This window comes from Streptomyces sp., from assembly GCF_019510245.1.
Lineage (GTDB): Bacteria > Actinomycetota > Actinomycetes > Streptomycetales > Streptomycetaceae > Streptomyces.
This window is the reverse complement of the sequence record NZ_JAEKKT010000071.1, coordinates 1-20,095: the sequence shown is the minus strand read 5'-3', so window position 1 is coordinate 20,095 and position 20,095 is coordinate 1. Positions and strand designations below refer to the sequence as shown.

Below are 20,095 nucleotides of genomic sequence, written 5' to 3'. Positions count from 1 at the left end.
CGACGTACGGCTGGTGAAGGCCGGGTTCGGGATCGGGTTCAAGGAGAGCTGGGAGCAGGCGCTCAGGGACGTCGAGGAAGGGGGCGGCAAGCCGTACGCCATCCCCGCCGGCGCCTCCGACCACCCGCTCGGCGGCCTCGGCTTCGCCGCGTGGGCCTATGAAGTCGCCGATCAGGAACGCGAGTTGGGCGTCTTCTTCGACACGGTCGTGGTCTGCTCGGTGACCGGCTCCACCCAGGCCGGCATGGTCGCCGGGTTCCGGGCGCTGGAGGAGGCGGGCGGTCGGCCCCGGCGCGTCCTCGGTATCGACGCCTCCGCCAAGCCCGTCGCCACCCGGGAACAGATCGCGCGGATCGCCCATGGCACCGGTCAACTCATCGGCGTACGGAAGGAGTTGACGGAGGAGGACGTGGAGCTGGACGAGCGGTACCACGCGGGTGTCTACGGCATCCCCGACGACACCACGCTGGAGGCGATGCGCCTCGCCGCCCGCACCGAGGGAATGGTCACCGATCCCGTGTACGAGGGCAAGTCGATGGCCGGGATGATCGACCTGGTCGGGCGTGGTGAGATCGGCGCGGACTCCACCGTGCTCTACGCCCACCTCGGCGGGCAGCCGGCCCTCAACGGGTACAGCGCGCTGTTCTAGCCCGGGCCGGGCCCGTTCCCGTGAGGGCTGGATACAGTGCACTGCATGTGGACCGACGAGCAGCAGCGGGAGCCCGGTGGTCACGCGTCCGACGGTCCTCGTCGCCGGGCGACGATTCACGACGTGGCGCAGCTCGCGGGAGTGTCACGCCAGACGGTCTCGCGGGCGGTGAACGACAAGGGCGAGATCGACCCGGACACCAAGGCGCGGGTGCTCGAAGCCGTGCGGATGCTGGACTACCGGCCCAGCCGGTTCGCGCGCGGGCTGGTGCGGAAGGGGACGGTGACCGCGGGGCTGGTCATCCCGGATCTGATGAATCCGTTCTTTCCCGAGGTCGCGGCCGGGGTGCTGGAGGCCGCCGAGGAGCGTGGCTGGCAGGTCGTGGTGTGGGACACCCGCACCGACGGTGCCAAGGAGCGGGAGGCGCTCGGCGTACTGTCCCACCAGGCGGACGCCGTGATGGGCTACTTCAAGAACGACGACGAGGTCCTCGCCCGGTACCTCGGCGGTCTGCCGCTCGTCCTGCTGGAGCGCGGCCCGCAGCAGACCCGGTTCGCGGCCGTCGGGATCGATGCCGCGGCGGGTCTCGAACAGGGCATCGCCCACCTGGTCCGGGCAGGTCACCGGCGGATCGGCATGCTGGACGGTGACCGGCTCACCCCCGGGCCCCGACGGGAGGCGTTCCTGGCCGAGGTACGGCGGCACGGGCTGCCGGTCGACGACGGCTGGATCGCGATGTCCGACGGCCACGGCGTCGCGGGCGGCGAGGCGGCGATGGAGCAACTCCTCGATGCACGGCCCCAGTTGACCGCGGTGTTCGGCTTCAACGACCTGATCGCCGTCGGCGCGATACGAGCCGCCCGGCGCCGGGGCCGGCGGGTGCCGGAGGATCTGGCCGTGCTGGGCTTCGACGGGCTCGCCCTGGGCGAACTGGTGGAACCCGCCCTCACCACCCTGCGGCTCGACAAGCGCCGGCTGGGGCGGCTTGCCGTCGAGCAGGTCGCACGGCTGCGGGCCGGCGAGAAGCCGCTGACCGGTGCGGATGCCTGGGTGGCACCTGAACTGGTGGTACGCGCCTCGGCCTGAGACCTGCCGTATCCGAGCCGGCGCTTGATTTACTGAGGGCAGAGGGCGCGTATGGACATCCGGCAGTTGCAGTACTTCCTCGCGATTGTTGATCGTGGGGGGTTCAACCGTGCGGCCGCGGCTCTGTACGTGTCGCAGCCGGCGCTGTCGCAGGCCGTGCGGGCACTGGAGCGTGATCTCGGCTCCGAGCTGTTCCATCGCATCGGGCGTGGGGCGGTCCTGACGGAGGCCGGAAGGGCCCTGATCGAGCCTGCCCGGGAGGCCGTACGGAGTCTGGAGACGGCGCGAGCGAGTGTCGCGGCGGTGCATGAGCTGCGTGAGGGGCGCCTGGATGTGGCGTCGACGCCGACACAGGCGGTGGAGCCGCTGACGACCTTGGTGAGTGCCTTCAGCCGACGGTATCCCGGCGTCTCAGTGGCCATCAAAGCGGCGTTCACCGCGCGTGATGTGATCGACATGGTGCGCACGGGTGCCGTGGAGTTGGGGCTCCTGGCGTCCGCCGGGCCCGTCTCCGGCAAGGAGGTCGTCTTCCACGAACTGGGGCGGCAGCGTTTTGTGCTGGTGGTGCCGGCCGACGGCCCGTTCGCCGATCGGACGGCGGTGGAGTGCCGGGAGCTCGCGGGACAGCGGCTGATCGTCGGGCAGCCGGGTACCGGGATGCGCGCCTACGTCGACGCGCTGCGCGAGCAGGGGATCGAGTTCACCGTCGCCGCCGAGAGCGAGCACCGCGTGTCGCTCATGCCCCTGGTACTGGCCGGGGTCGGGCTCATGGTCGTCACGGATGCCTGGCGGGACCTCGCCCGGCGACTGGGCGCCCGGGTCCTGGACATCGAGCCGGAAACCGGCTTGGACATCGCCCTCGTCAGCCGCCGCGGCAGCCTGTCGCCCGCGGCCGCCGCGTTCGTCACGAGCGCGACCTCGGTCACCGACAGCTGATAGGTACCGCTTATAAGGGAGATCCGCTTTGCGTCTTGGACGCCGCACGGACCGCCTTGCTGCAATCGACGGCATGACGACGAACCACCGCATTGCCCTGATCCCCGGCGACGGCATCGGTGCCGAGGTACTGCCCCCGGCACAGCAGGTGCTCGATGTTCTCGGCCGTCGCCACGGCTTCGGCCTGACCTACACGTCGTACGACGACTGGTCGTGCGAGCGGTACCTGCGGGAGGGCGCCATGATGCCCGCCGACGGGATCGACCAGCTGCGCGACAAGGACGCGATCCTGCTGGGCGCTGTGGGATATCCGGGGGTGCCCGACCACGTCTCGCTGTGGGGGCTGCTGATCCCGATCCGGCGCAGCTTCCGCCAGTACGTCAACCTCCGGCCCATCCGTGTCTTCGAAGGCATCGACAGTCCGGTGCGCGGCGCACGGACGGGCGAGGTCGATTTCGTCGTCGTGCGCGAGAACATGGAAGGCGAGTACAGCGAGGTCGGCGGCCGGCTCAACAGGGGCTTCCCGGACGAGATCGCCGTGCAGGAGGCCGTGTTCACCCGGGCCGGCGTCACACGTGTGCTGGACTATGCCTTCACGCTCGCCGCCCAGCGCGGCGGCCGCCTGACCTCCGCGACCAAGTCGAACGGCATCGTGCACACCATGCCGTTCTGGGACCAGCTCGTCACCGAGCGGGCCGCCTCGTTCCCGCGGGTCGCCTGGGACCAGGAGCACATCGACGCGCTCGCGGCCAAGTTCGTCCTCGAGCCGGCCCGCTTCGACGTCGTCGTCGCCTCCAACCTCTTCGGCGACATCCTCAGCGACCTCGCGGCCGCGGTCGCCGGATCCATCGGCATCGCCCCGGCGGCCAACCTCAACCCCGAGCGGGACTTCCCCTCGATGTTCGAGCCGGTGCACGGCTCCGCGCCCGACATCGCGGGCCAGGGCATCGCCAACCCGCTGGGCGCGATCTGGTCCGCGGGCATGATGCTCGACCACCTCGGCCATCCCGCCGCGGCCAGGGACATCACGGACGCGATCGCCTCAGTCCTGGCCAAGAGCGATATCCGCACCCGTGACCTGGGTGGAACCGCGACCACCGCCGAGTTCACCGACAGGCTGATCGAGCTCCTCTGAGCCTTCCGCCGACCGTAAAGGTACTCAGCGTGACGGCCGGCTGCCCGTCATGCGCCGGGAACAGCTGCTTCCCCGGCGTCCAGGACCAGCACCGCGACGTGCAGGGACGTGCACTGCAGGCCTGATTCCAGGTCGCAGCCGAGGAGCCGTTCGATGGTGTGGAGGCGCTGGTAGTACGCCTGCCGGGACATGCCGGCGCGTTTCGCCGCGACCGACTTGTTCCCGGCCGCCGCCAGATAGGCGCGCAGTGCCGGGAGCAGATCGCCGCTGTTGCGGTCGTCGTGCTCGATGAGGCGGGTCAGCTGCCGTTCCGCGAACCGCTGAAGACGGGTGTCCTGCCGCAGGACGCCCAGCAACTCCGGCAGCCGGACGTCGGCGGGGACGTAGAACCACCGCTCCGGGGAGGCCGGTGTGATGGCCTCGGCCGTCTGCTCCGCCTCCTGCCACGACCGGGCGATCCCGGCGAGGTCGGTCACCCCGGGGCCAACGGCGACGACGGCCTCCGGTCCCAGCTCCTCCCGGGCCAGACGGCCGATCCGCTCGGCGACCGGCTGCCAGGCGCTCGCCTGTGCCAGTGCCAGAAGCACGCCGATCCGGCCCGGTGCCGTCTCGCCGACCAGGGCGCGGACGCCGGTATGCGCCAGCGCCTTCGCGATCTGTTCGTCGAGGTGCTCACTCTCGGTGCCGGTGTACGTGTGGCGGATGACCACGGCGAACAGCCGGTGCCCGAGGGCCGGGAGCCCCAGTGCCTCGGCGCGGGCGCGCGCATCCGCGGGGGAGCGGAACCGCCGTTCGTACAGGTCCCGCAGTACGGAGCGGTGGGCCCGGCGCTCCCACCAGGCCGGCCCGGCCAGACGCGCCATGGTCAGCGCGATCGCCGCACGCTCCAGCACCAGGACGTGTTCCGGGTCGGGCTCGGCGTTCAGCCGGCCCTCCAGCAGGACCAGCCGCCCCCACAGCCCCAGGTGGTCCTGCACCGGGGCGATCAGCCACCCCTCCGGGCCGCTCGGCGTGATCCTCTCCGGCGTCGGGGCGGCCCGCGAACGCCGCGACCAGGCCGACACCACCGGCTCGTACGGCCGGCCGAGCAGCTCGCACATCAGGACCCGGTGGGTGAGATCCTCCAGCACCACCGGGGCTCCGGTGAGCTCCGCGGTGGTGTGCACCAGTTCCTCGGGGTCCGCGCCCCGCAGCGTCAGGGCGGTGAAGACGTCCTGGATGTCCCTCCCGCGCCGCAGCAGGGCGCCCTGGGCGTCGAGGATGAGCGCGTGCACCGTCTGCGTGACGTCGATGAACCGGACGCCCCGGGCCAGCTCGACCAGCGGCACTTCACGGGCACGGCACGCCGCCACCAGCTCGCCGGGCACCTTCCGGTACCGGTAACCGAGCTCCACGATGAGACCGGCCGCGCCGACGTCGGCCAACTGGTCGACATAGCCTCGCAGCTCGGAGGCGTCCTCGGGATGCGGCATGCCGGTCGTCAGCACCAGCTCGCCGCCCTCCAGGAAATCGGCGGGATTGAGCAGCTCGGTGACATGCACCCAGCGCACCGCCCTGTCCAGCTGTGACTCACCGGCCAGCACGCGCGGCATCCCCTCGGTGAGCACGGGCAGCCGCAGTACCTCCGCGATCGTGGGGAAGTGCCCGTTTACGGGCCGTCTGGGCGGCATGGGGGGTGCTTTCGTCCGAGGGGATCGGGCACACCCTCGCACCGGCCACTCACCGTGACAAGAGGGGGCAGACATTTTGTACGGCCCGGCCGTCCGCGGTGACAGACCGTCTCGAGAAGGCCCCCAGGTGGAACACAGTGTGGGTTGACCTGCAGGTTCCCCCGGGCCGAGAGTGAACGCCATCCCCAGCGGGACCCGAACCGGAAGAGTCCCCGCGATGTCTTCACCGTGCTGGGGCCCGACTGCCACCCGGACCACACCATCGAAAGGAGCGACCTCATGCGCAACCCGAAGCGCGTCGCCGTGATCGGTGCCGGCAGCATGGGCAGCCAGGCCATGTGGCGACTGGCCGCCCGCGGAGCCGAGGTCATCGGCTACGACCGGTACGCGCCGGGTCATGACCGCGGTGCGGCCGGGGGCGAGACCCGCATCTTCCGAGCCGTCCACCTCGGCGAACCCCGCTACATCCCGCTGCTGCGGCTCGCCGACCGGATGTGGGACCACCTCCAGGAGGAGACCGGATTCTCACTGCGACGCCGCAGCGGATGCCTGGTGATGGGCGAAACCGCGTCGCCCTCCATGGGCCTCCTCCTCGCCGCCGGCTCCACCCACCGGCTGGATCACGAGGTACTGGACCGGGAGGAACTCGCCCGCCGCTACCCGCAGCACCGCCTCCCGGACGGGCACACCGCCGTCCTCGACCGGATGGGCGCCGTCATCAGGCCCGAGGCGTCGATCCAGGCCGCCGCCGCCCGTGCCGAGCAACTGGGCGCCCGGCTGCACCGCTACACCCCGGTGCGGGAGATCGCGCCCGCGACCGGCGGCGGGGTGCACATCGTCACCGACCAGGGCACGGATCACGTGGACACCGCGGTGGTGACAGTGGGCCCCTGGATCAACACCCTGCTCCCGGACCTGCCGCGCGCGGTCGACGTCCGCCGGCTGATCAGCTCCTGGCACATCCCCACTCGCCACGACTGGTTCACGGGCGGCGCCCCCGCCTTCGTACGCAGCACACCCCACGACTGCTACGGGCTCCCGTCGCCCGACGGCATGTCCGTCAAGCTGGGCCTCTCCTTCAAGCTGGGCCTCCACTCCGCGCGCCATCTGCCGGTATCCGACCCCGAACGGCTCGACCGGACGGTCCGTCCGGAGGAACTCGCCACCATGCGTGAGTTCATCAGCGAGCTGATGCCCGACCTGAACCCCGATCCCATCAGGATGTCGGCCTACATGGAGGGCTACACCGACTCCGGCGACCCGCTCGTCGGCCGCCTCCCCGGCGAGGACGACATCATCGTCATGGCCGGCTTCTCCGGCAGCGGCTTCAAACTGTCGCCCGCCATGGGCGAGATCGCCGCCGACCTCGCCCTGGACGGCACCACCGACCATTCCGTCGGCTTCCTGGCACCGGCGGCAGCCGACGCCGTCTGACCTGAAGTCACCTCGCCTCCCCTAATGGGGAAGTCCGTCACCGATGTGCCGGACAAAAAGCGACAAATGCTGAGTCGATACCTGTTCCTGCAGCAAAGAACTGGAGTTCTTCCATGCCCATTCCGTCGTTTCAGTTCCGGCCGAAGTACGTCTCGTTCGACTGCTACGGCACGTTGATCGAGTGGCCGATGACGCCCATCACGCGTGAGCTCGTCGGCGACCAGATCCCCGCGGAGCACTGGGACCAGTTCCTCCGGGAGTTCCGCGGCTACCGCTACGACCAGGTCCGCGGCGAGTACTACCCCTACGAGCAGGTGCTGCAGGACTCCTTCGAGCGGGTCTGCCGCAAGTGGGGTGTGAAGGCGGCGCCGGACGCGGGCAAGCGGTTCGCCGACGGCGTGCGCAGTTGGGGCCCGCACGCCGACGTGCCCGAGCCGCTGAAGAAGATGGGCGAGCACTACAAGCTGGTGATCTTCTCCAACGCTGAGGACTCTTTCCTGAAGGAGAGCGTGCCCCGGCTCGGGGCGGACTTCCACGCGGTCTTCACCGCGGAGCAGGCCGGCTACTACAAGCCCCGGTACGCAGCGTTCGAGTACATGCTCGACCAGCTCGACGCGTCCCCCGAGGACTTCGTGCACGTCTCCTCGCACACCCGCTACGACCTGATGCCGATGCACGACTTGGGCTTCCGCAACCTGATCCTCCTGGACCGGGGCTACGACCCGGTCACCCACGGCTACGACTACGTGCCGGTGAAGTCCCTGGACGAGCTCAACACCATGCTCGGCATCTGAATCTCCACGCACACCGTCCCGCACGGACAGCCCAGAAGGACCCCCCACCCCAGTGTTTTCCGTTCCCCCGAATCCACACCCAGCACCAGGAGGCGCCCGATGGAAGCCAACCGGATAGGACGCAGAACCGTACTCAGCACCGCAGGCGCGCTGGCCGCCGCCACCGTGGTGACCGGCTGCGGCACCCTCATGGGCAGCAGCGAAAGCCGCGGCTCGGGCAGCTCCAAGAAGCGGCTCGTCGTCAGCAACAGCGGTGGCACCTACAACGACGCCCTGACGAAGGCGATCTACGAGCCGTTCGCCAAGGAGACCGGCATCACGGTCACCACGGTCAACTATCAGTCGGCGCAGATCATCGCCCAGGTCAAGCAGGGCCGTCCGCAGGTCGACCTGATGGACAACACCCTGCTGAACTTCCAGAAAATGGCGGGGCTGGAGTGCCTGGAGCCGGTGGACCAGGACCGGCTGAAGAGTGTCAAGGGCGCCGGGATCGCGGAGCACAACCTGCCGGAGCACGCGGTCGGCAAGAACGTGTGGGCGAGCGTGATGGCCTACCGCACGGACAGCCTCAAGCGCACCCCGAAGAGCTGGGCCGACTTCTGGAACACGCATTCCTTCAGCGGCCCCCGCTCGCTGCAGAGCGCGGAGGCCGACCTGCCGGAGCTGGAGTTCGCGCTGCTGGCCGACGGTGTGCCGCTGGACAAGCTGTACCCGCTGGATGTGGACCGGGCGTTCGCGTCGATGTCGCGGATCCGCGGCGATGTGAAGAAGTTCTGGAACACCGGCGCCCTGCCGGCCGTCCTGCTCGGCCGCAAGGAGGTCGTCGCGACCAGCCTGTGGGGCGGCCGCGCGGACGAGCTGATCAAGCAGGGTCAGCCGGTCGCCTACCAGTGGAACGGCGCCCGCAGGATGACCAACGGCTGGGGCATCCCGAAGGGCGCGGGCAACATGGACGCGGCCTACCAGCTGATCGACTTCTCGCTGCGTCCCGAGGTACAGGCGGCGTTCTCCAAGCTCTTCCCGCACGGCCCGGTCGTCCCCGGCGCCACCAAACTGCTCTCGGAGGACGTGCTGGCCACCCTGCCGACCTCGCCGACGAACCTCAAGACCGGGTTCGACGCGGATGTGGCCTGGTGGGACAAGAACCGTGACGCCGTCACCAAGCGCTGGCAGGAGTGGGCCGATGCCTGAGCGGACCCGGAGTCTGACCGCCGCAAAGCTGTCCGCCGACCACCTGGCCACCGCCTTGGCCCCTCGCTCCTCCTCACCGACGGGCAAGTCGTTGTCGGTGACGGGGCTGTGCAAGTCCTACGGCGGGACGACGGTGGTCGACGGCGTGGACATGGACATAGCGGCGGGTGAGTTCGTCACCTTCCTCGGCTCCTCCGGTTCCGGCAAGACGACCACGCTGATGATGCTGGCCGGGTTCACCGAGCCCGACTCCGGCGCCATCGCAGTGGACGGCCGGGACATCACCAAACTCAACCCGGGCAAGCGGGACTTCGGTTTCGTCTTCCAGCAGTACCTGCTTTTCCCGCACATGACGGTCGCCGAGAACGTCGCCTTCCCGCTCACCCTGCGCGGTGTGCCGAAGGCGGAGATCCGCCGCCGGGTCGGGGAGACACTGGAGGCGGCGGGACTGTCGAAGTTCGCCGGCCGCAAGCCCCGTGAGCTCTCCGGTGGTCAGCAGCAGCGCGTCGCCCTGTGCCGGGTGCTGGTCTACCGCCCGCCGATCGTGCTGATGGACGAACCGCTGGGTGCGCTGGACAAGAGGCTCCGCGACCAGATGCAGACCGAGATCAAGTCCATCCAGCGCGAACTCGGCCTGACCGTCGTCTACGTGACGCACGATCAGGAGGAGGCGCTGGTTCTCTCGGACCGGATCGCCATCATGAAGGACGGCCGCATCGAGCAGTTCGACACCCCCCGCGGCCTGTTCGAACGCCCCCGCACCCCGTTCGTCGCCGACTTTCTGGGCGCCGCCAATTTCCTCACTGGCAACGTCGAGGAGGGTGGAGCAGACGACTGCACCCGCGTGCGGCTGGACACCGGCGGTGTCCTCACGGCCCGCGCCCACCCCTGCATGCCCGGACAGAGCGTGCGTGCCGCGGTGCGGCCGGGCAAGCTGCGCCTGGTCGGTGCCGAGGAGGGCTGCTGTTCCGGCACGGTCGAGACGGCCGTCTACGTCGGCTCGCTGACCCGGATCACCGTCCGCCTGGACGGTGGCGCTCCGGGGACGCAGCCGCTGCGGATCGAGACCGCCGCCGTCCCGCCGCGCCCCGGCGAGCGGGTGTGTGTCACCGCCGACCGGGACGACGTCAGCGTCTTCGACGCCACGGACGGGGGGTGAACCGTGGCCGGCACCGCTCTCGCACCCGGCAAGGTGCGTGTGAAGACGTCCGCGATGCGCGGGCACCGCTCCCGGCTCGCCCTGGTCAACGCCGTCCCCGTCACGGTGTTCCTGCTGGTGCTGTTCGTCTACCCGATCATCGGGGTGCTCTCGCTGAGCCTCAAGGGCGACAGTGGCGCATTCACCCTGCACTGGTACGCCGACGCTCTCAGCGGCGTGAACCTGTCCGTGCTGCTCTCCACCCTGCGGATCTCCGCGGAGACCGCCGTGCTCAGTCTCCTGGTGGGTTTCGTCCTGGCCCACGCCATCGCCCGGATGCGGCCCGCATTCGCCGCGCTGGCCATGCTGATCGTGGTGGTGCCGCACTTCATCAGTGCCCTGGTGCGCACCTACGGGTGGATCATCATGCTCGGTGAACACGGCCTGATCAACACACTGTTGATCTCCCTGCATGTGCCCGGAGCCCCGTTCTCGCTGCTCTACAACGAGACCGGTGTGGTCATCGGCACCACCTCGGTGATGCTGCCCTACACCGTCCTGGTCCTGCAGGGTGTGATGCGCGGCGTCGACGGCCGGCTCCTGGCCGCGGCGGCAGGCTTCGGGGCGAGCCGGTTCACCATCTTCCGCAGGATCTACCTGCCGTTGGTCGCGCCCGGGATCGGCACCGCGGGACTGCTCAGCTTCATCCTGTGCCTGGGCTACTACATCACCCCGGCCCTGATGGGCGGCGGCAAGCAGACCGTCGTCGCCGCGCTCATCGACCAGCAGGTGATGCAGCAGGACCAGTGGAACTCGGCCGCCGCCTTCGGCGTCATCCTGCTCCTGCTCACCTTCGCCGGCCTGGGCGGGCTCGGCCTGGCCAAGCTCCGCCACAAGAAGGCGGCCGCACGAAGGAGCAGCTCATGATGGAACTGCCCGCCACCCGGGCCGGACACATCGGCCGCGCCCTGAGCGCCACCGCGATCCTGCTGTTCCTGGCGATGCCCATCGTCATCATCCTGGTCACCTCCTTCGGCGCCGACGGCATCGGCACCTTCCCGCCGAAGGAGTACAGCACCCACTGGTACGAGCAGATGGCCGCGCCCGGCGGCAACTGGGCCACCTCCATAGCCCTGTCCAGCCTCATCGCCTCCCTCACCACCGTGTTCTCCCTCATCCTGGGGGCCACCGCGGCCACCGCCCTGGCCCGCGGCCGGCTGCCCCTGCACACGGCGGTCTACGGGCTGGTCCTGGCTCCGCTGCTCATCCCCCAAGTGGTCATCGCGCTCGGCCTGTTCCTGTTCTTCGAACCGGCCGGCATGCTCGGCAGCCCCCTGGCCATCGCTCTTGGCCACACCGTGCTCGCCGCGCCCATCGCGATCCTCATCATGATCTCCACGCTGAGGGGCATCGACGAACGGCTCGAAGACGCCGCCGCCAGCATGGGCGCCAACCGGATGACCATCGCCCGGCGCATCACCTTCCCCCTGGCCACCCCCGGGTTGATCGCCGCCGCGGTGTTCTCGTTCATCACCAGCTTCGACGAGTTCTTCATCGCCCAGTTCATGTCGACCCCCGACACCCGCACTCTGCCGGTCCTGGTCTTCAACGCCCTGCAGTTCGACGTCGACCCGACCGTCACCGCCGTCAGCGCCGTCCTCATCGCCCTGGCCGTCCTGGCCCTCGCCCTGGTCGTCCTCGTCCGCAGACTCGGCGGCCACAGCGACGGCCAGAACGCCCTCCCCGTCGAACCGCTCACCTGAGCCACGTCGAAACTCCCCGCAGAGGACCCGAAATGAAGACGATTCCCTACTGGATCGAAACCGCTGGGGTGTTTCCCGACCGGTCCGGCAAGCCGCTGACCGAGGACGCCGACCTGGTGGTCGTCGGCGCCGGCCTGACGGGTCTGTCCACCGCCCTCCACTCCGCCCGCAAGGGCGCCCGCGTCACCCTCGTCGAGAAGGGCCAGATCGGCTCGGGGGCCTCCGCGCGCAATGGCGGCATGGCCAACCTGGGCTTCACCATCGGCGTGGGCCAGGCCATCCGCCGGTACGGACTCGAGCGGGCCCGCGAGATCTACAACTCCTACGGCGAGGCCGTGGACACCATCGAGCGGCTCGTGAACGAGGAGTCCATCGACTGCCAGTTCCGTCGCGTCGGACGCCTGGGCGTCGCGTCGCGCCCCGCGCACTTCGAGAGCAAGAAGGTCCAACAGCGCGACCTGGCCAAGTACTTCGGACACGAGACCACTCTGGTCAGCAAGTCCGAGCTGCGGTCCGAGATCGGATCCGACGCCTACCACGGCGGCCTGCTCGACCCGTTCAGCGCCGCACTGCACGTCGGCCGATTCGTGCGCGGCATGGCCGAGGCGTGCGAGCGCACCGGTGTCGAGATCCACGAGCGCAACGCGGCCATCGGCGTGCGGCGAACCGCCGCGGGCCGGTTCGAGGTCAGCACCGAGCGCGGTGTGATCCGCGCCGGGCAGGTCATGATGGCCACCGACGCCTACACCGACAAGAACTTCCCGTGGCTGCGCCGCCGGCAGGTCTGCCTGGGCAGCTTCATCATCGTGACCGAGCCGCTCGGCGAGGACCTCGCCCGGGACATCATCCCCAAGGCCCGCCTCATCGTCGACTCCAACCAGGTCTGCCACTACTTCCGGCTCACCCCGGACAACCGGCTGCTGTTCGGCGGCCGCGCCCGCTTCGCGCCCTCCGACCCGACCTCGGACAAGAAGAGCGGGGCCGTCCTGTTCCGTGAGATGTGCGAGATCTTCCCCCAACTCGCCCGCACGAAGGTCGAGTACGTGTGGGGCGGCTCCGTCGGATTCGCGATGGACCGCATCGTGCACGCCGGGCAGACCGAGGACGGCGTCCACTACTCCATGGGATACGCGGGCCACGGCGTGCAGATGGCCACGCACATGGGGCAGGTCATGGCCGAGGTGATGGACGGCCATCCCGGGGCCAGCCCGGTCCGCGACCTGGCCCCGCCCCGCATCCCCCTCTACAACGGCACCGCCTGGTTCCTGCCCTTCGCGGGCGCCTACTACAAGACGCTGGACCGCATCCGCTGACCGGTCGGCAGCCCCTCACCACACATCCAAGGAGATACCTACGATGACTGTCGTCCGTGATGTTCCCAAGCAGTTGTTCATCGGCGGTGGCTGGCAGGACGCCGAGTCCGGCCGGACCCTGTCCGTCGACAACCCGGCCACCGGTGAGGAGCTGTGTCAGGTCGCCGACGCCTCTCCCGCGGACGGCCGGCGTGCCGTCGAGGCGGCGGTCGCCGCGCAGGCCGCCTGGGCCGCCACTCCGCCCCGGGTACGCAGCGAGATCCTGCGCCGCGCCTACGACATCATCATCGCGCGCACCGAGGACCTCGCGCTGCTGATGACCCTGGAGATGGGCAAGCCCCTGGCCGAGGCGCGTGCCGAAGTCGCCTACGGCGCGGAGTTCTTCCGCTGGTTCTCCGAGGAGGCCGTCCGTATCGACGGCGGGCTGACCACCGCCCCCGACGGCAGGAACCGCCTGCTGGTCACCCGCCAGCCCGTCGGCCCCTGCCTGCTCATCACCCCCTGGAACTTCCCCCTGGCCATGGGCACCCGCAAGATCGGCCCGGCCCTCGCCGCCGGCTGCACCATCGTCCTCAAACCCGCCCCCCAGACTCCCCTGACCAGCCTCGCCCTCGCCGCGATCCTGAAGGAAGCCGGTCTGCCCGACGGCGTCCTCAACGTCGTCGTCACCACCGACGCCGCGGGCGTCGTCGAACCCCTCCTGCGCGGCGGGAAGATCCGCAAACTCTCCTTCACCGGCTCCACCCAGGTCGGCCGGATCCTGCTGGCCCAGTGCGCCGACACCGTCATCCGCACCTCGATGGAACTGGGCGGCAACGCCCCCCTCATCGTCTTCGACGACGCCGACCTCGACGTCGCCGTCGAAGGCACCATGGTCGCCAAGATGCGCAACATGGGCGAGTCCTGCTGCGCCGCCAACCGCATCTACGTCCACACCTCCGTCGCCGAGGAGTTCGCCTCCCGCCTCGCCGCCCGCATGGCCGCACTGAAGGTCGGCGACGGCACCGAACCCGGCACCGACGTCGGCCCCCTCATCGACAACGCCGGCCGCAGCAAGGCCCACGACCTGGTGCGGGACGCCGTCAAGCGCGGCGCCACCGTCCTGACCGGCGCCGAACTCCCCGAGGGGCCGGGCTGCTTCTACCCGCCCACCGTCCTCACCGGCATCGCCCCTGAGTCGGCGATCATCGACACCGAGATCTTCGGTCCGGTCGCCGCGATCCGTACCTTCGAGACCGAGGACGAGGCCGTCACCGCCGCCAACGACACCGAATTCGGCCTGGCGGCCTACCTGTTCACCCAGAACCTGGACCGCGCCCTGCGCGTCAGCGAACGCCTCGAAAGCGGCATGATCGGCCTCAACACCGGACTGGTCTCCAACCCCGCCGCGCCCTTCGGCGGCGTCAAGCAGTCAGGCCTGGGCCGCGAAGGCGGACGCGTCGGCATCGACGAGTTCCTGGAGTACAAGTACATAGCCGTCCCCGTCGGAGCCTGACATGCCCGAGCGACTCGTCGTCCTCTACCGCGGCAACCGGCCCCCCGCCACCGAACTCATCGAACGCCTCGCGGACACCGTCTACGCCACCGAGGAGGAACTGCCCTACCTCCTCCCCGGTGCCGACGCCCTCCTGGCCTGGGTCACCATCACCCCGGCCATCCGCGAGGCCTGGCCCGACAACCCGGACAAGGCACCCCGCTGGGTCCACGCGGCCTCAGCGGGCGTGGACTCCTTCCTGTTCCCCGCCCTGGTGGACGATCCGGGCGTTGTCCTGACCAACGCCCGCGGGGTCTACGACCAGCCGACCGCCGAGTACGTCCTCGGCCTGATCCTCGCCCTCGCCAAGGACTTCCCCGGCACCTGGGAGCACCAGCGGCGCCGCGAGTGGCGCCCGCGCCCCAGTGACGGCATCACCGGACGCACCGTGCTGGTCTGGGGGACGGGTCCGATCGGCCGGGCCACCGCCCGGCTGCTGCGCGCCGTCGGGATGCGGGTGTCCGGCGCGGGCCGCAAGGCCCGCACGGACGACCCCGACTTCGGCACGGTCCACGGTGCGTCGACCTTGCGCTCCGCCCTGACGGAAGCGGACTACGTCGTCCTGGCCGCACCCCTCACCCAGGGCACCCGAGGCATGGTCGACGCCCCCGTGCTCGCCGCCATGAAGCCGGGGGCACGGCTGATCAACGTGGGCCGGGGCGGACTCGTCGACGAGGAGGCGCTCGTCGACCACCTCGCCGCCGGACGGCTCGGCGGCGCAGCCCTGGACGTGTTCGCCCAGGAACCGCTGCCTGCCGCATCACCCCTGTGGGACATGCCCGGCGTGATGATCTCCCCGCACACGGCGGGCGAGACCACCAGCGAGCGGGAGGCGCTCGTCGAGGTGTTCCTCGACAACCTCAACCGGCACCTCGAGGGCCGACCGCTGCGCAACGTGGTGGACAAGCGGCGCGGATACGTGGTCGACGAGACGCACCCCTCCTGAGGGCGGCACTGTCGGCAGCAAATTACAAGCACTCAACACATCGCGCCCGCACACGTCTTGACTCCTGTTTTCAGCCACCCCAATACTCGTCGGCAACGTTCACGTGAACGTTCACGGGAGCTTGACATCGTTGTCCTAACTTGTCCCGGAAAGCGAGTGCGCGCCCATGCCACACCGAACGATGTCCCGCAGGCGCCGGGGCAAGCTGCGGACCGTCATGGCGGCCCGCGCCTATGTCCCGGACCTGGCCTGTCTCAACTCCCCGATCGGGGACTACTTCCCGGACGAGAACGAGTTCGTGGACCTGAAGGACCTGGGCGCGGACGCCGTCGAGGACGACTACCTCGCCTGGAAGTGGAAGAGCTGCATCAGCCCGGCCGGCCGGATGATCGGCTTCCCGCTGGACGCCGGTCCCACCGCGCTCTACTACCGACGTGACCTGTTCGAGCAGGCCGGTCTGCCCACCGAACCGGAGGAGGTCGCCGAGGCCACCTCGACCTGGGAGAAGTACCTCCAGGTCGGCAAGACCCTCAAGGCGAAGGCGCCGAGCCACCCGTATCTGGTCTCGCAGATCGCCTATGTGTTCCGGATGGCGCTCTACCAGAGCCCCAAGCAGTTCGTCGACGCCGACAACCGCTTCATCGGCGACCAGGAACATGTGAAGCGCGCCTGGGACCTGGCCGTCGAGACCTACCGGCAGGGGCTGAGCGCCCGGACCCTGGACGGCACGCCCGACTTCAACTCGGCTCTCAGCGGCGGCCGTATCGGCACGATCAACAACGCGGTCTGGTACATCGGCGGCCTCAAGGACACCGCGCCCAGGACCTCGGGTCAGTGGCGGCTGACCACCATGCCGGACGGCCCGGCGAACTACGGCGGGTCCTATGTCGGCATCACCCGCTACTGCCGTGATCCGGAAGGGGCGTTCGCCTTCCTGAAGTGGATGCTCGGCCCCGCGAACCAGCTGAAGAGCTATCAGGAGATGTCGCTGTTCCCCACCACCCCGGCCGTCTACTCCCAGCCGGCGATGCGCGAACCGGACCCGTTCTTCGGCGGGCAGATCCCCGTCGACGTCTTCGGACCGGCGGCGAAGAAGGCCCCGGTGATCTTCTTCAGCGCCTACGAGAACACCGCGAACACCCCGGTCTACCAGGAGCTGACGAACGTGGAGACGCTCGGCAAGAACCCCGACAAGGCCTGGCGTGACGCCATGAACGCCGCCGAACGGGCACTCGCCCAGCGGGGGGTGAGCTGACATGGCCACCCTGGCACAGGCACCCGCGTCCGACAGCACCGAGGAGCCGGTCCGTACGGAGGCACCGCGGGGCAGGTGGCGGCGTCATCTGCCGCCGTACGTCGCCATCTCGCCGTACTACATCCTCTTCGCCCTCTTCGGCGCCTTCCCGGTGTTCTTCTCGTTGTACCTGTCCTTCCACGACTGGGACGGCATCGGGAGCATGAAGTTCGTCGGGCTCAGGCAGTACTACTGGCTGCTGCACGACTCGGTGTTCTGGCACTCGATCGTCAACACCTTCGAGATCTGGTTCATGTCCACGGTGCCGATGCTGTTCCTGGCGCTGGTGCTGGCGTTCCTGCTGCACTCGCAGGTGCGGTACTCGGCCGCCTGGCGGGTGGCGTACTTCATTCCGAACGTCACCTCCATGGTCGCCATGACCATCGTGTTCGGGTCGGTCTTCGCGCAGGCCGGGCTCGCCAACTCGCTGCTCAAGGCGGTCGGGGTGGACGGCATCGGCTGGCTGACCTCCTCCCTCGGGATCAAGTCGGCGATCTCCCTCATGGTCATCTGGCGGTGGGTCGGCTACAACGCCCTGATCTTCCTGGCCGGTCTCCAGGCCATCCCGAACGAGCTCTTCGAGGCCGCCCGGGTCGACGGGGCGAGCAGCCGCCAAGTGCTGTTCCGGGTCGTCGTGCCGCAGCTCAGGCCGGTGATCCTGTTCGCCATCATCACCTCCACCATCGGCGGCCTCCAGATCTTCACCGAGTCACAGGTGCTGTTCTACTCGGACGACCCGGGCACCGCGGGCGGCCCCGGCCAGGAAGGCATGACGATCGTGCTCTATCTGTGGCAGAAGTCCTTCAACGACCTCCAGTTCGGCTACGGCGCCGCGATGGGCTGGATCCTCTTCGCGCTGATCGCCGTCTTCGCCGTCATCAACTGGCGGCTGGTGTCCGGGGGCGACCGCGACGACCGCCGCGGCATCCCGCTGCTGCGCAAGGGAGGCCGCAATGGCCGCTGAACACACGAGCTCCAACGCGGGCCTCGCGATCGGCGCCGGCAGCAGGCGGACCCGGGTCCTGGTACGGGCTGCCCTGCTCTTGGGGGTGGTGGTCTCCCTCTTCCCCTTCTACTGGCTGGTGGTGATGGCCTCCGTCACCACCCAGGACATCCTGGCCTACCCGCCCCGGCTGGTGCCCGGCACCCAACTCCTGCACAACATGCGGGAGGTGATCGACCGCATCGATTTCTTCACCTCCCTCTTCAACACGGTCGTGGTGGCCACGGTCGGCACGCTGCTGGTGCTGTTCTTCGACTCCTTGGCGGCTTTCGCCTTCGCCAAGTACGTGTTCCCGGGCAAGAGGATTCTCTTCGGCGTCCTGATGGCGACGTACATGATCCCGTCGCAGCTGGCGCTGGTGCCGCAGTTCGTCACCATGGCCGAGTTCGGCTGGGCGGGCACGCTGAAAGCGCTGATCATCCCGGGGGCGGCCAATGCGTTCGGCATCTTCTGGATGCGTCAGTACGCCCAGAACTCGCTGCCGGACGAACTCCTCGACGCCGGCCGGATCGACGGCGCCGGCTTCTTCCGGCTCTACGCGCAGGTCGCGCTGCCGCTGTTCCGGCCCGCGCTCGCCTTCCTCGGCATCTTCACCTTCATCAGCCTCTGGAACGACTACATCTGGCCCCTGGTGGTGATGGTCAACCCCGACAAGGTGACCCTCCAGGTCGCCCTCGCCAACCTCAACATCGCCTACAACACCGACTACGCGGTGGTGATGGCCGGCGCGCTGATGAGCGTCCTGCCGCTGATCGTCGTCTTCCTGATCGGCGCACGGCACTTTCTGCGGGATCTGGCGGCGGGGGCGACGAAGATGTGAACGTGGGTGGGTAGGGTCCCGGGATGGGGAAGAGCGAGAGCGTTCCGGAGAAGGTGGCCTGGGTTCTGGTGCGTGACGGGCGGGTGCTGGTGACACGCTGCCGCGGTCTGGATGTCTTCTACTTCCCGGGCGGGAAACGGGAGCCGGGCGAGTCCGATGCGGAGACCCTGTCGCGGGAGATCGTCGAAGAGCTCCGGTCCCGGGTCGATACGGCCACGATGGTGCACGTCGGTACCTTCGAGACGCGGAGGGAAGGCGACGGAGGTACCGAGTTCCGGATGATCTGCTACACCGCCGAGTACACCGGTCCGCTGGTTGCCTCGAGCGAGATCGAGGAGTCGGACTGGTTCGGCTACGGCGATCGTGCGCGGGTCTCGGCGGTGGATCAGCTGGTGTTCGACGCGCTGCACGCCTCCGGCCAACTGCCCTGAGGGGAAGGAGTACCGGATGACGCAGGTCAGGCCCATGCGCGCGGACGCCCGGCGCAACTACGAGCGGCTGCTGAAGGTGGCCGCGGAGGCGTTCGCCGAGCATGGGGAGGGCGCGTCGCTGGACGACATCGCCAAGCGGGCCGGTGTGGGGTCCGGGACGCTGTACCGGCACTTCCCGACGCGGCAGGCTCTGCTGGAGGCGGCGTACCTCGACCGCGTCGAGGGGTTCGCGCGGCGGGCCGACGAGCTGGCGAAGGAGTTGCCGCCGGGGGAGGCACTGGCGGAGTGGCTGTACGAGCTGTGCGTCGGGACGATTCAGGTGCGGGGGCTGAAGACGCTGCTCGGGTCCGCGATGGTGGATGGGAGCGATGCGGTGCTCACGGTGTGCGGGACACATGTGCGGGGGGCGGCCGCGCGGCTGGTGGCGGCGGCGCGGGCGGAGGGGACGCTGCGGCCGGATGTCGAGCCGATCGAGCTGCTTCGGCTGGCGCACGGTGTCGCCGGTGCGGCGGAGTTGGCGGACGGCGGGGGCGAGTCCATCCGGCGGTACCTCTCACTGCTCACGGAGGGGCTGCGGGCGTAGGGCGCCCAGCGCCTATGGATGTGCCTCGCTTGTGATCTTGCGGGTGCGGGTGCGGGTGCGGGTGCGTCGTGGCTGGTCGCGTCCCGCGGCGGAGCCGCTGATGTCACAGTCCTGCGCCCCCAGAAAGAGGCTGGTACAGCGCGGGGAGCTGCGCGACCAGCCCCCCCACCGGCCCGCAGCCCAACAGCCCCCGGCTCCCCTAGAGCGCCTGTGCCGCCGGCTTCACCATCCCCCTGACCGTGCGGGACTTCACGAAGTCGCCGATCGCCGTCATCTCCCACTCGCCGGAGAACTGCTTGATCAGCTTGGCCATCATCACGCCCGTCTGCGCCTCGGCGTTCGTGAGGTCGAAGCGGACCAGTTCCTCTCCGCTCG

General features: G+C 69.4%; 19 protein-coding genes and 1 pseudogene. 18 read left to right on the top strand and 2 right to left on the bottom strand.

The features are described from left to right. The 4 genes from JF597_RS04115 to JF597_RS04100 form a co-directional block, all read left to right on the top strand. Positions 1 to 649, top strand: a 649-nt coding sequence (locus JF597_RS04115) for a pyridoxal-phosphate dependent enzyme (RefSeq protein ID WP_293988948.1), incomplete at its 5' end; no start/stop codon positions are given. A gap of 45 nt (positions 650 to 694) precedes the next feature. Next, entirely contained in the window at positions 695 to 1,735 is a 1,041-nt protein-coding gene (locus JF597_RS04110; RefSeq protein WP_069763012.1) for a LacI family DNA-binding transcriptional regulator, read from the top strand. Positions 1,736 to 1,786: 51 nt separating this feature from the next. Continuing rightward, positions 1,787 to 2,671 carry a LysR family transcriptional regulator gene (locus JF597_RS04105; RefSeq protein WP_293988943.1) on the top strand — a complete coding sequence of 295 codons (885 nt, stop codon included), beginning with the start codon at positions 1,787 to 1,789 and terminating at the stop codon, positions 2,669 to 2,671. Positions 2,672 to 2,744: 73 nt separating this feature from the next. Then, complete coding sequence (locus JF597_RS04100; protein WP_293988940.1) at positions 2,745 to 3,806, top strand: tartrate dehydrogenase; 1,062 nt, start codon at positions 2,745 to 2,747, stop codon at positions 3,804 to 3,806. 47 nt (positions 3,807 to 3,853) lie between these two features. Here the strand turns inward: JF597_RS04100 and JF597_RS04095 are convergent, their stop codons facing one another. Next, complete coding sequence (locus JF597_RS04095; RefSeq protein ID WP_293988938.1) at positions 3,854 to 5,476, bottom strand: PucR family transcriptional regulator; 1,623 nt, start codon at positions 5,474 to 5,476, stop codon at positions 3,854 to 3,856. Positions 5,477 to 5,755: 279 nt separating this feature from the next. Between JF597_RS04095 and solA the strand changes: the two genes are divergently transcribed. The 14 genes from solA (at position 5,756) to JF597_RS04025 (ending at position 19,720) form a co-directional block, all read left to right on the top strand. Beyond that, entirely contained in the window at positions 5,756 to 6,910 is a 1,155-nt protein-coding gene (gene solA / locus JF597_RS04090; RefSeq protein WP_293988935.1) for an N-methyl-L-tryptophan oxidase, read from the top strand. A gap of 113 nt (positions 6,911 to 7,023) precedes the next feature. Continuing rightward, positions 7,024 to 7,704: a haloacid dehalogenase type II gene (locus tag JF597_RS04085; protein WP_069763008.1), complete on the top strand. Its 681-nt coding sequence runs from the start codon at positions 7,024 to 7,026 to the stop codon at positions 7,702 to 7,704. Between the two features lie 99 nt (positions 7,705 to 7,803). Next, positions 7,804 to 8,895 (top strand): ABC transporter substrate-binding protein, encoded by a 1,092-nt coding sequence (locus tag JF597_RS04080; RefSeq protein WP_293988932.1) that lies wholly within the window; start codon positions 7,804 to 7,806, stop codon positions 8,893 to 8,895. After that, positions 8,888 to 10,054, top strand: coding sequence for an ABC transporter ATP-binding protein (locus tag JF597_RS04075; protein WP_293988929.1), 1,167 nt, complete (start codon positions 8,888 to 8,890; stop codon positions 10,052 to 10,054). The genes JF597_RS04080 and JF597_RS04075 overlap by 8 nt, the downstream gene beginning before the upstream one ends. Before the next feature lie 3 nt (positions 10,055 to 10,057). Beyond that, positions 10,058 to 10,960, top strand: a complete 903-nt coding sequence (locus JF597_RS04070) for an ABC transporter permease (RefSeq protein ID WP_256122891.1) — start codon at positions 10,058 to 10,060, stop codon at positions 10,958 to 10,960. After that, entirely contained in the window at positions 10,957 to 11,796 is an 840-nt protein-coding gene (locus JF597_RS04065; protein WP_069763006.1) for an ABC transporter permease, read from the top strand. Before JF597_RS04070 ends, JF597_RS04065 begins: the two co-directional genes overlap by 4 nt. A 32-nt stretch (positions 11,797 to 11,828) precedes the next feature. Next, on the top strand, positions 11,829 to 13,109 hold the full coding sequence (locus tag JF597_RS04060; RefSeq protein ID WP_069763005.1) for an FAD-binding oxidoreductase: 1,281 nt from the start codon (positions 11,829 to 11,831) through the stop codon (positions 13,107 to 13,109). A 43-nt stretch (positions 13,110 to 13,152) separates the two neighbouring features. Then, on the top strand, positions 13,153 to 14,604 hold the full coding sequence (locus tag JF597_RS04055) for an NAD-dependent succinate-semialdehyde dehydrogenase (protein ID WP_293988920.1): 1,452 nt from the start codon (positions 13,153 to 13,155) through the stop codon (positions 14,602 to 14,604). Position 14,605: 1 nt separating this feature from the next. Next, entirely contained in the window at positions 14,606 to 15,589 is a 984-nt protein-coding gene (locus JF597_RS04050) for a D-2-hydroxyacid dehydrogenase (protein ID WP_293988917.1), read from the top strand. A 166-nt stretch (positions 15,590 to 15,755) separates the two neighbouring features. Then, the gene (locus JF597_RS04045; RefSeq protein ID WP_293988914.1) at positions 15,756 to 16,844 is read left to right on the top strand and encodes an extracellular solute-binding protein; all 1,089 of its coding nucleotides are present in this window, start codon (positions 15,756 to 15,758) and stop codon (positions 16,842 to 16,844) included. Position 16,845: 1 nt separating this feature from the next. Continuing rightward, positions 16,846 to 17,847, top strand: coding sequence for a carbohydrate ABC transporter permease (locus tag JF597_RS04040; protein ID WP_293988911.1), 1,002 nt, complete (start codon positions 16,846 to 16,848; stop codon positions 17,845 to 17,847). Then, the gene (locus tag JF597_RS04035) at positions 17,837 to 18,706 is read left to right on the top strand and encodes a carbohydrate ABC transporter permease (protein WP_293988908.1); all 870 of its coding nucleotides are present in this window, start codon (positions 17,837 to 17,839) and stop codon (positions 18,704 to 18,706) included. The genes JF597_RS04040 and JF597_RS04035 overlap by 11 nt, the downstream gene beginning before the upstream one ends. A 23-nt stretch (positions 18,707 to 18,729) precedes the next feature. Further along, entirely contained in the window at positions 18,730 to 19,137 is a 408-nt protein-coding gene (locus JF597_RS04030; RefSeq protein ID WP_293988905.1) for an NUDIX domain-containing protein, read from the top strand. Between the two features lie 16 nt (positions 19,138 to 19,153). After that, entirely contained in the window at positions 19,154 to 19,720 is a 567-nt protein-coding gene (locus JF597_RS04025) for a TetR/AcrR family transcriptional regulator (RefSeq protein ID WP_293988902.1), read from the top strand. Positions 19,721 to 19,919: 199 nt separating this feature from the next. On the opposite strand, the pseudogene JF597_RS04020 reads toward JF597_RS04025, so the two are convergent. Beyond that, positions 19,920 to 20,095: pseudogene (locus JF597_RS04020) on the bottom strand (TerD family protein); the annotation flags it as partial.

What these genes read in the sequence shown, in the direction of transcription:
- JF597_RS04100 (WP_293988940.1), top strand. Translation starts at nt 2,745, where the DNA reads ATGACGACGAACCACCGCATTGCCCTGATCCCCGGCGACGGCATCGGT.
- JF597_RS04065 (WP_069763006.1), top strand. Translation starts at nt 10,957, where the DNA reads ATGATGGAACTGCCCGCCACCCGGGCCGGACACATCGGCCGCGCCCTG.
- JF597_RS04030 (WP_293988905.1), top strand. Translation starts at nt 18,730, where the DNA reads ATGGGGAAGAGCGAGAGCGTTCCGGAGAAGGTGGCCTGGGTTCTGGTG.
- JF597_RS04105 (WP_293988943.1), top strand. Translation starts at nt 1,787, where the DNA reads ATGGACATCCGGCAGTTGCAGTACTTCCTCGCGATTGTTGATCGTGGG.
- JF597_RS04025 (WP_293988902.1), top strand. Translation starts at nt 19,154, where the DNA reads ATGACGCAGGTCAGGCCCATGCGCGCGGACGCCCGGCGCAACTACGAG.
- JF597_RS04110 (WP_069763012.1), top strand. Translation starts at nt 695, where the DNA reads ATGTGGACCGACGAGCAGCAGCGGGAGCCCGGTGGTCACGCGTCCGAC.
- solA (WP_293988935.1), top strand. Translation starts at nt 5,756, where the DNA reads ATGCGCAACCCGAAGCGCGTCGCCGTGATCGGTGCCGGCAGCATGGGC.
- JF597_RS04055 (WP_293988920.1), top strand. Translation starts at nt 13,153, where the DNA reads ATGACTGTCGTCCGTGATGTTCCCAAGCAGTTGTTCATCGGCGGTGGC.
- JF597_RS04080 (WP_293988932.1), top strand. Translation starts at nt 7,804, where the DNA reads ATGGAAGCCAACCGGATAGGACGCAGAACCGTACTCAGCACCGCAGGC.
- JF597_RS04035 (WP_293988908.1), top strand. Translation starts at nt 17,837, where the DNA reads ATGGCCGCTGAACACACGAGCTCCAACGCGGGCCTCGCGATCGGCGCC.
- JF597_RS04085 (WP_069763008.1), top strand. Translation starts at nt 7,024, where the DNA reads ATGCCCATTCCGTCGTTTCAGTTCCGGCCGAAGTACGTCTCGTTCGAC.
- JF597_RS04095 (WP_293988938.1), bottom strand. Translation starts at nt 5,476, where the DNA reads ATGCCGCCCAGACGGCCCGTAAACGGGCACTTCCCCACGATCGCGGAG.
- JF597_RS04045 (WP_293988914.1), top strand. Translation starts at nt 15,756, where the DNA reads ATGCCACACCGAACGATGTCCCGCAGGCGCCGGGGCAAGCTGCGGACC.
- JF597_RS04060 (WP_069763005.1), top strand. Translation starts at nt 11,829, where the DNA reads ATGAAGACGATTCCCTACTGGATCGAAACCGCTGGGGTGTTTCCCGAC.
- JF597_RS04040 (WP_293988911.1), top strand. Translation starts at nt 16,846, where the DNA reads ATGGCCACCCTGGCACAGGCACCCGCGTCCGACAGCACCGAGGAGCCG.
- JF597_RS04050 (WP_293988917.1), top strand. Translation starts at nt 14,606, where the DNA reads ATGCCCGAGCGACTCGTCGTCCTCTACCGCGGCAACCGGCCCCCCGCC.
- JF597_RS04075 (WP_293988929.1), top strand. Translation starts at nt 8,888, where the DNA reads ATGCCTGAGCGGACCCGGAGTCTGACCGCCGCAAAGCTGTCCGCCGAC.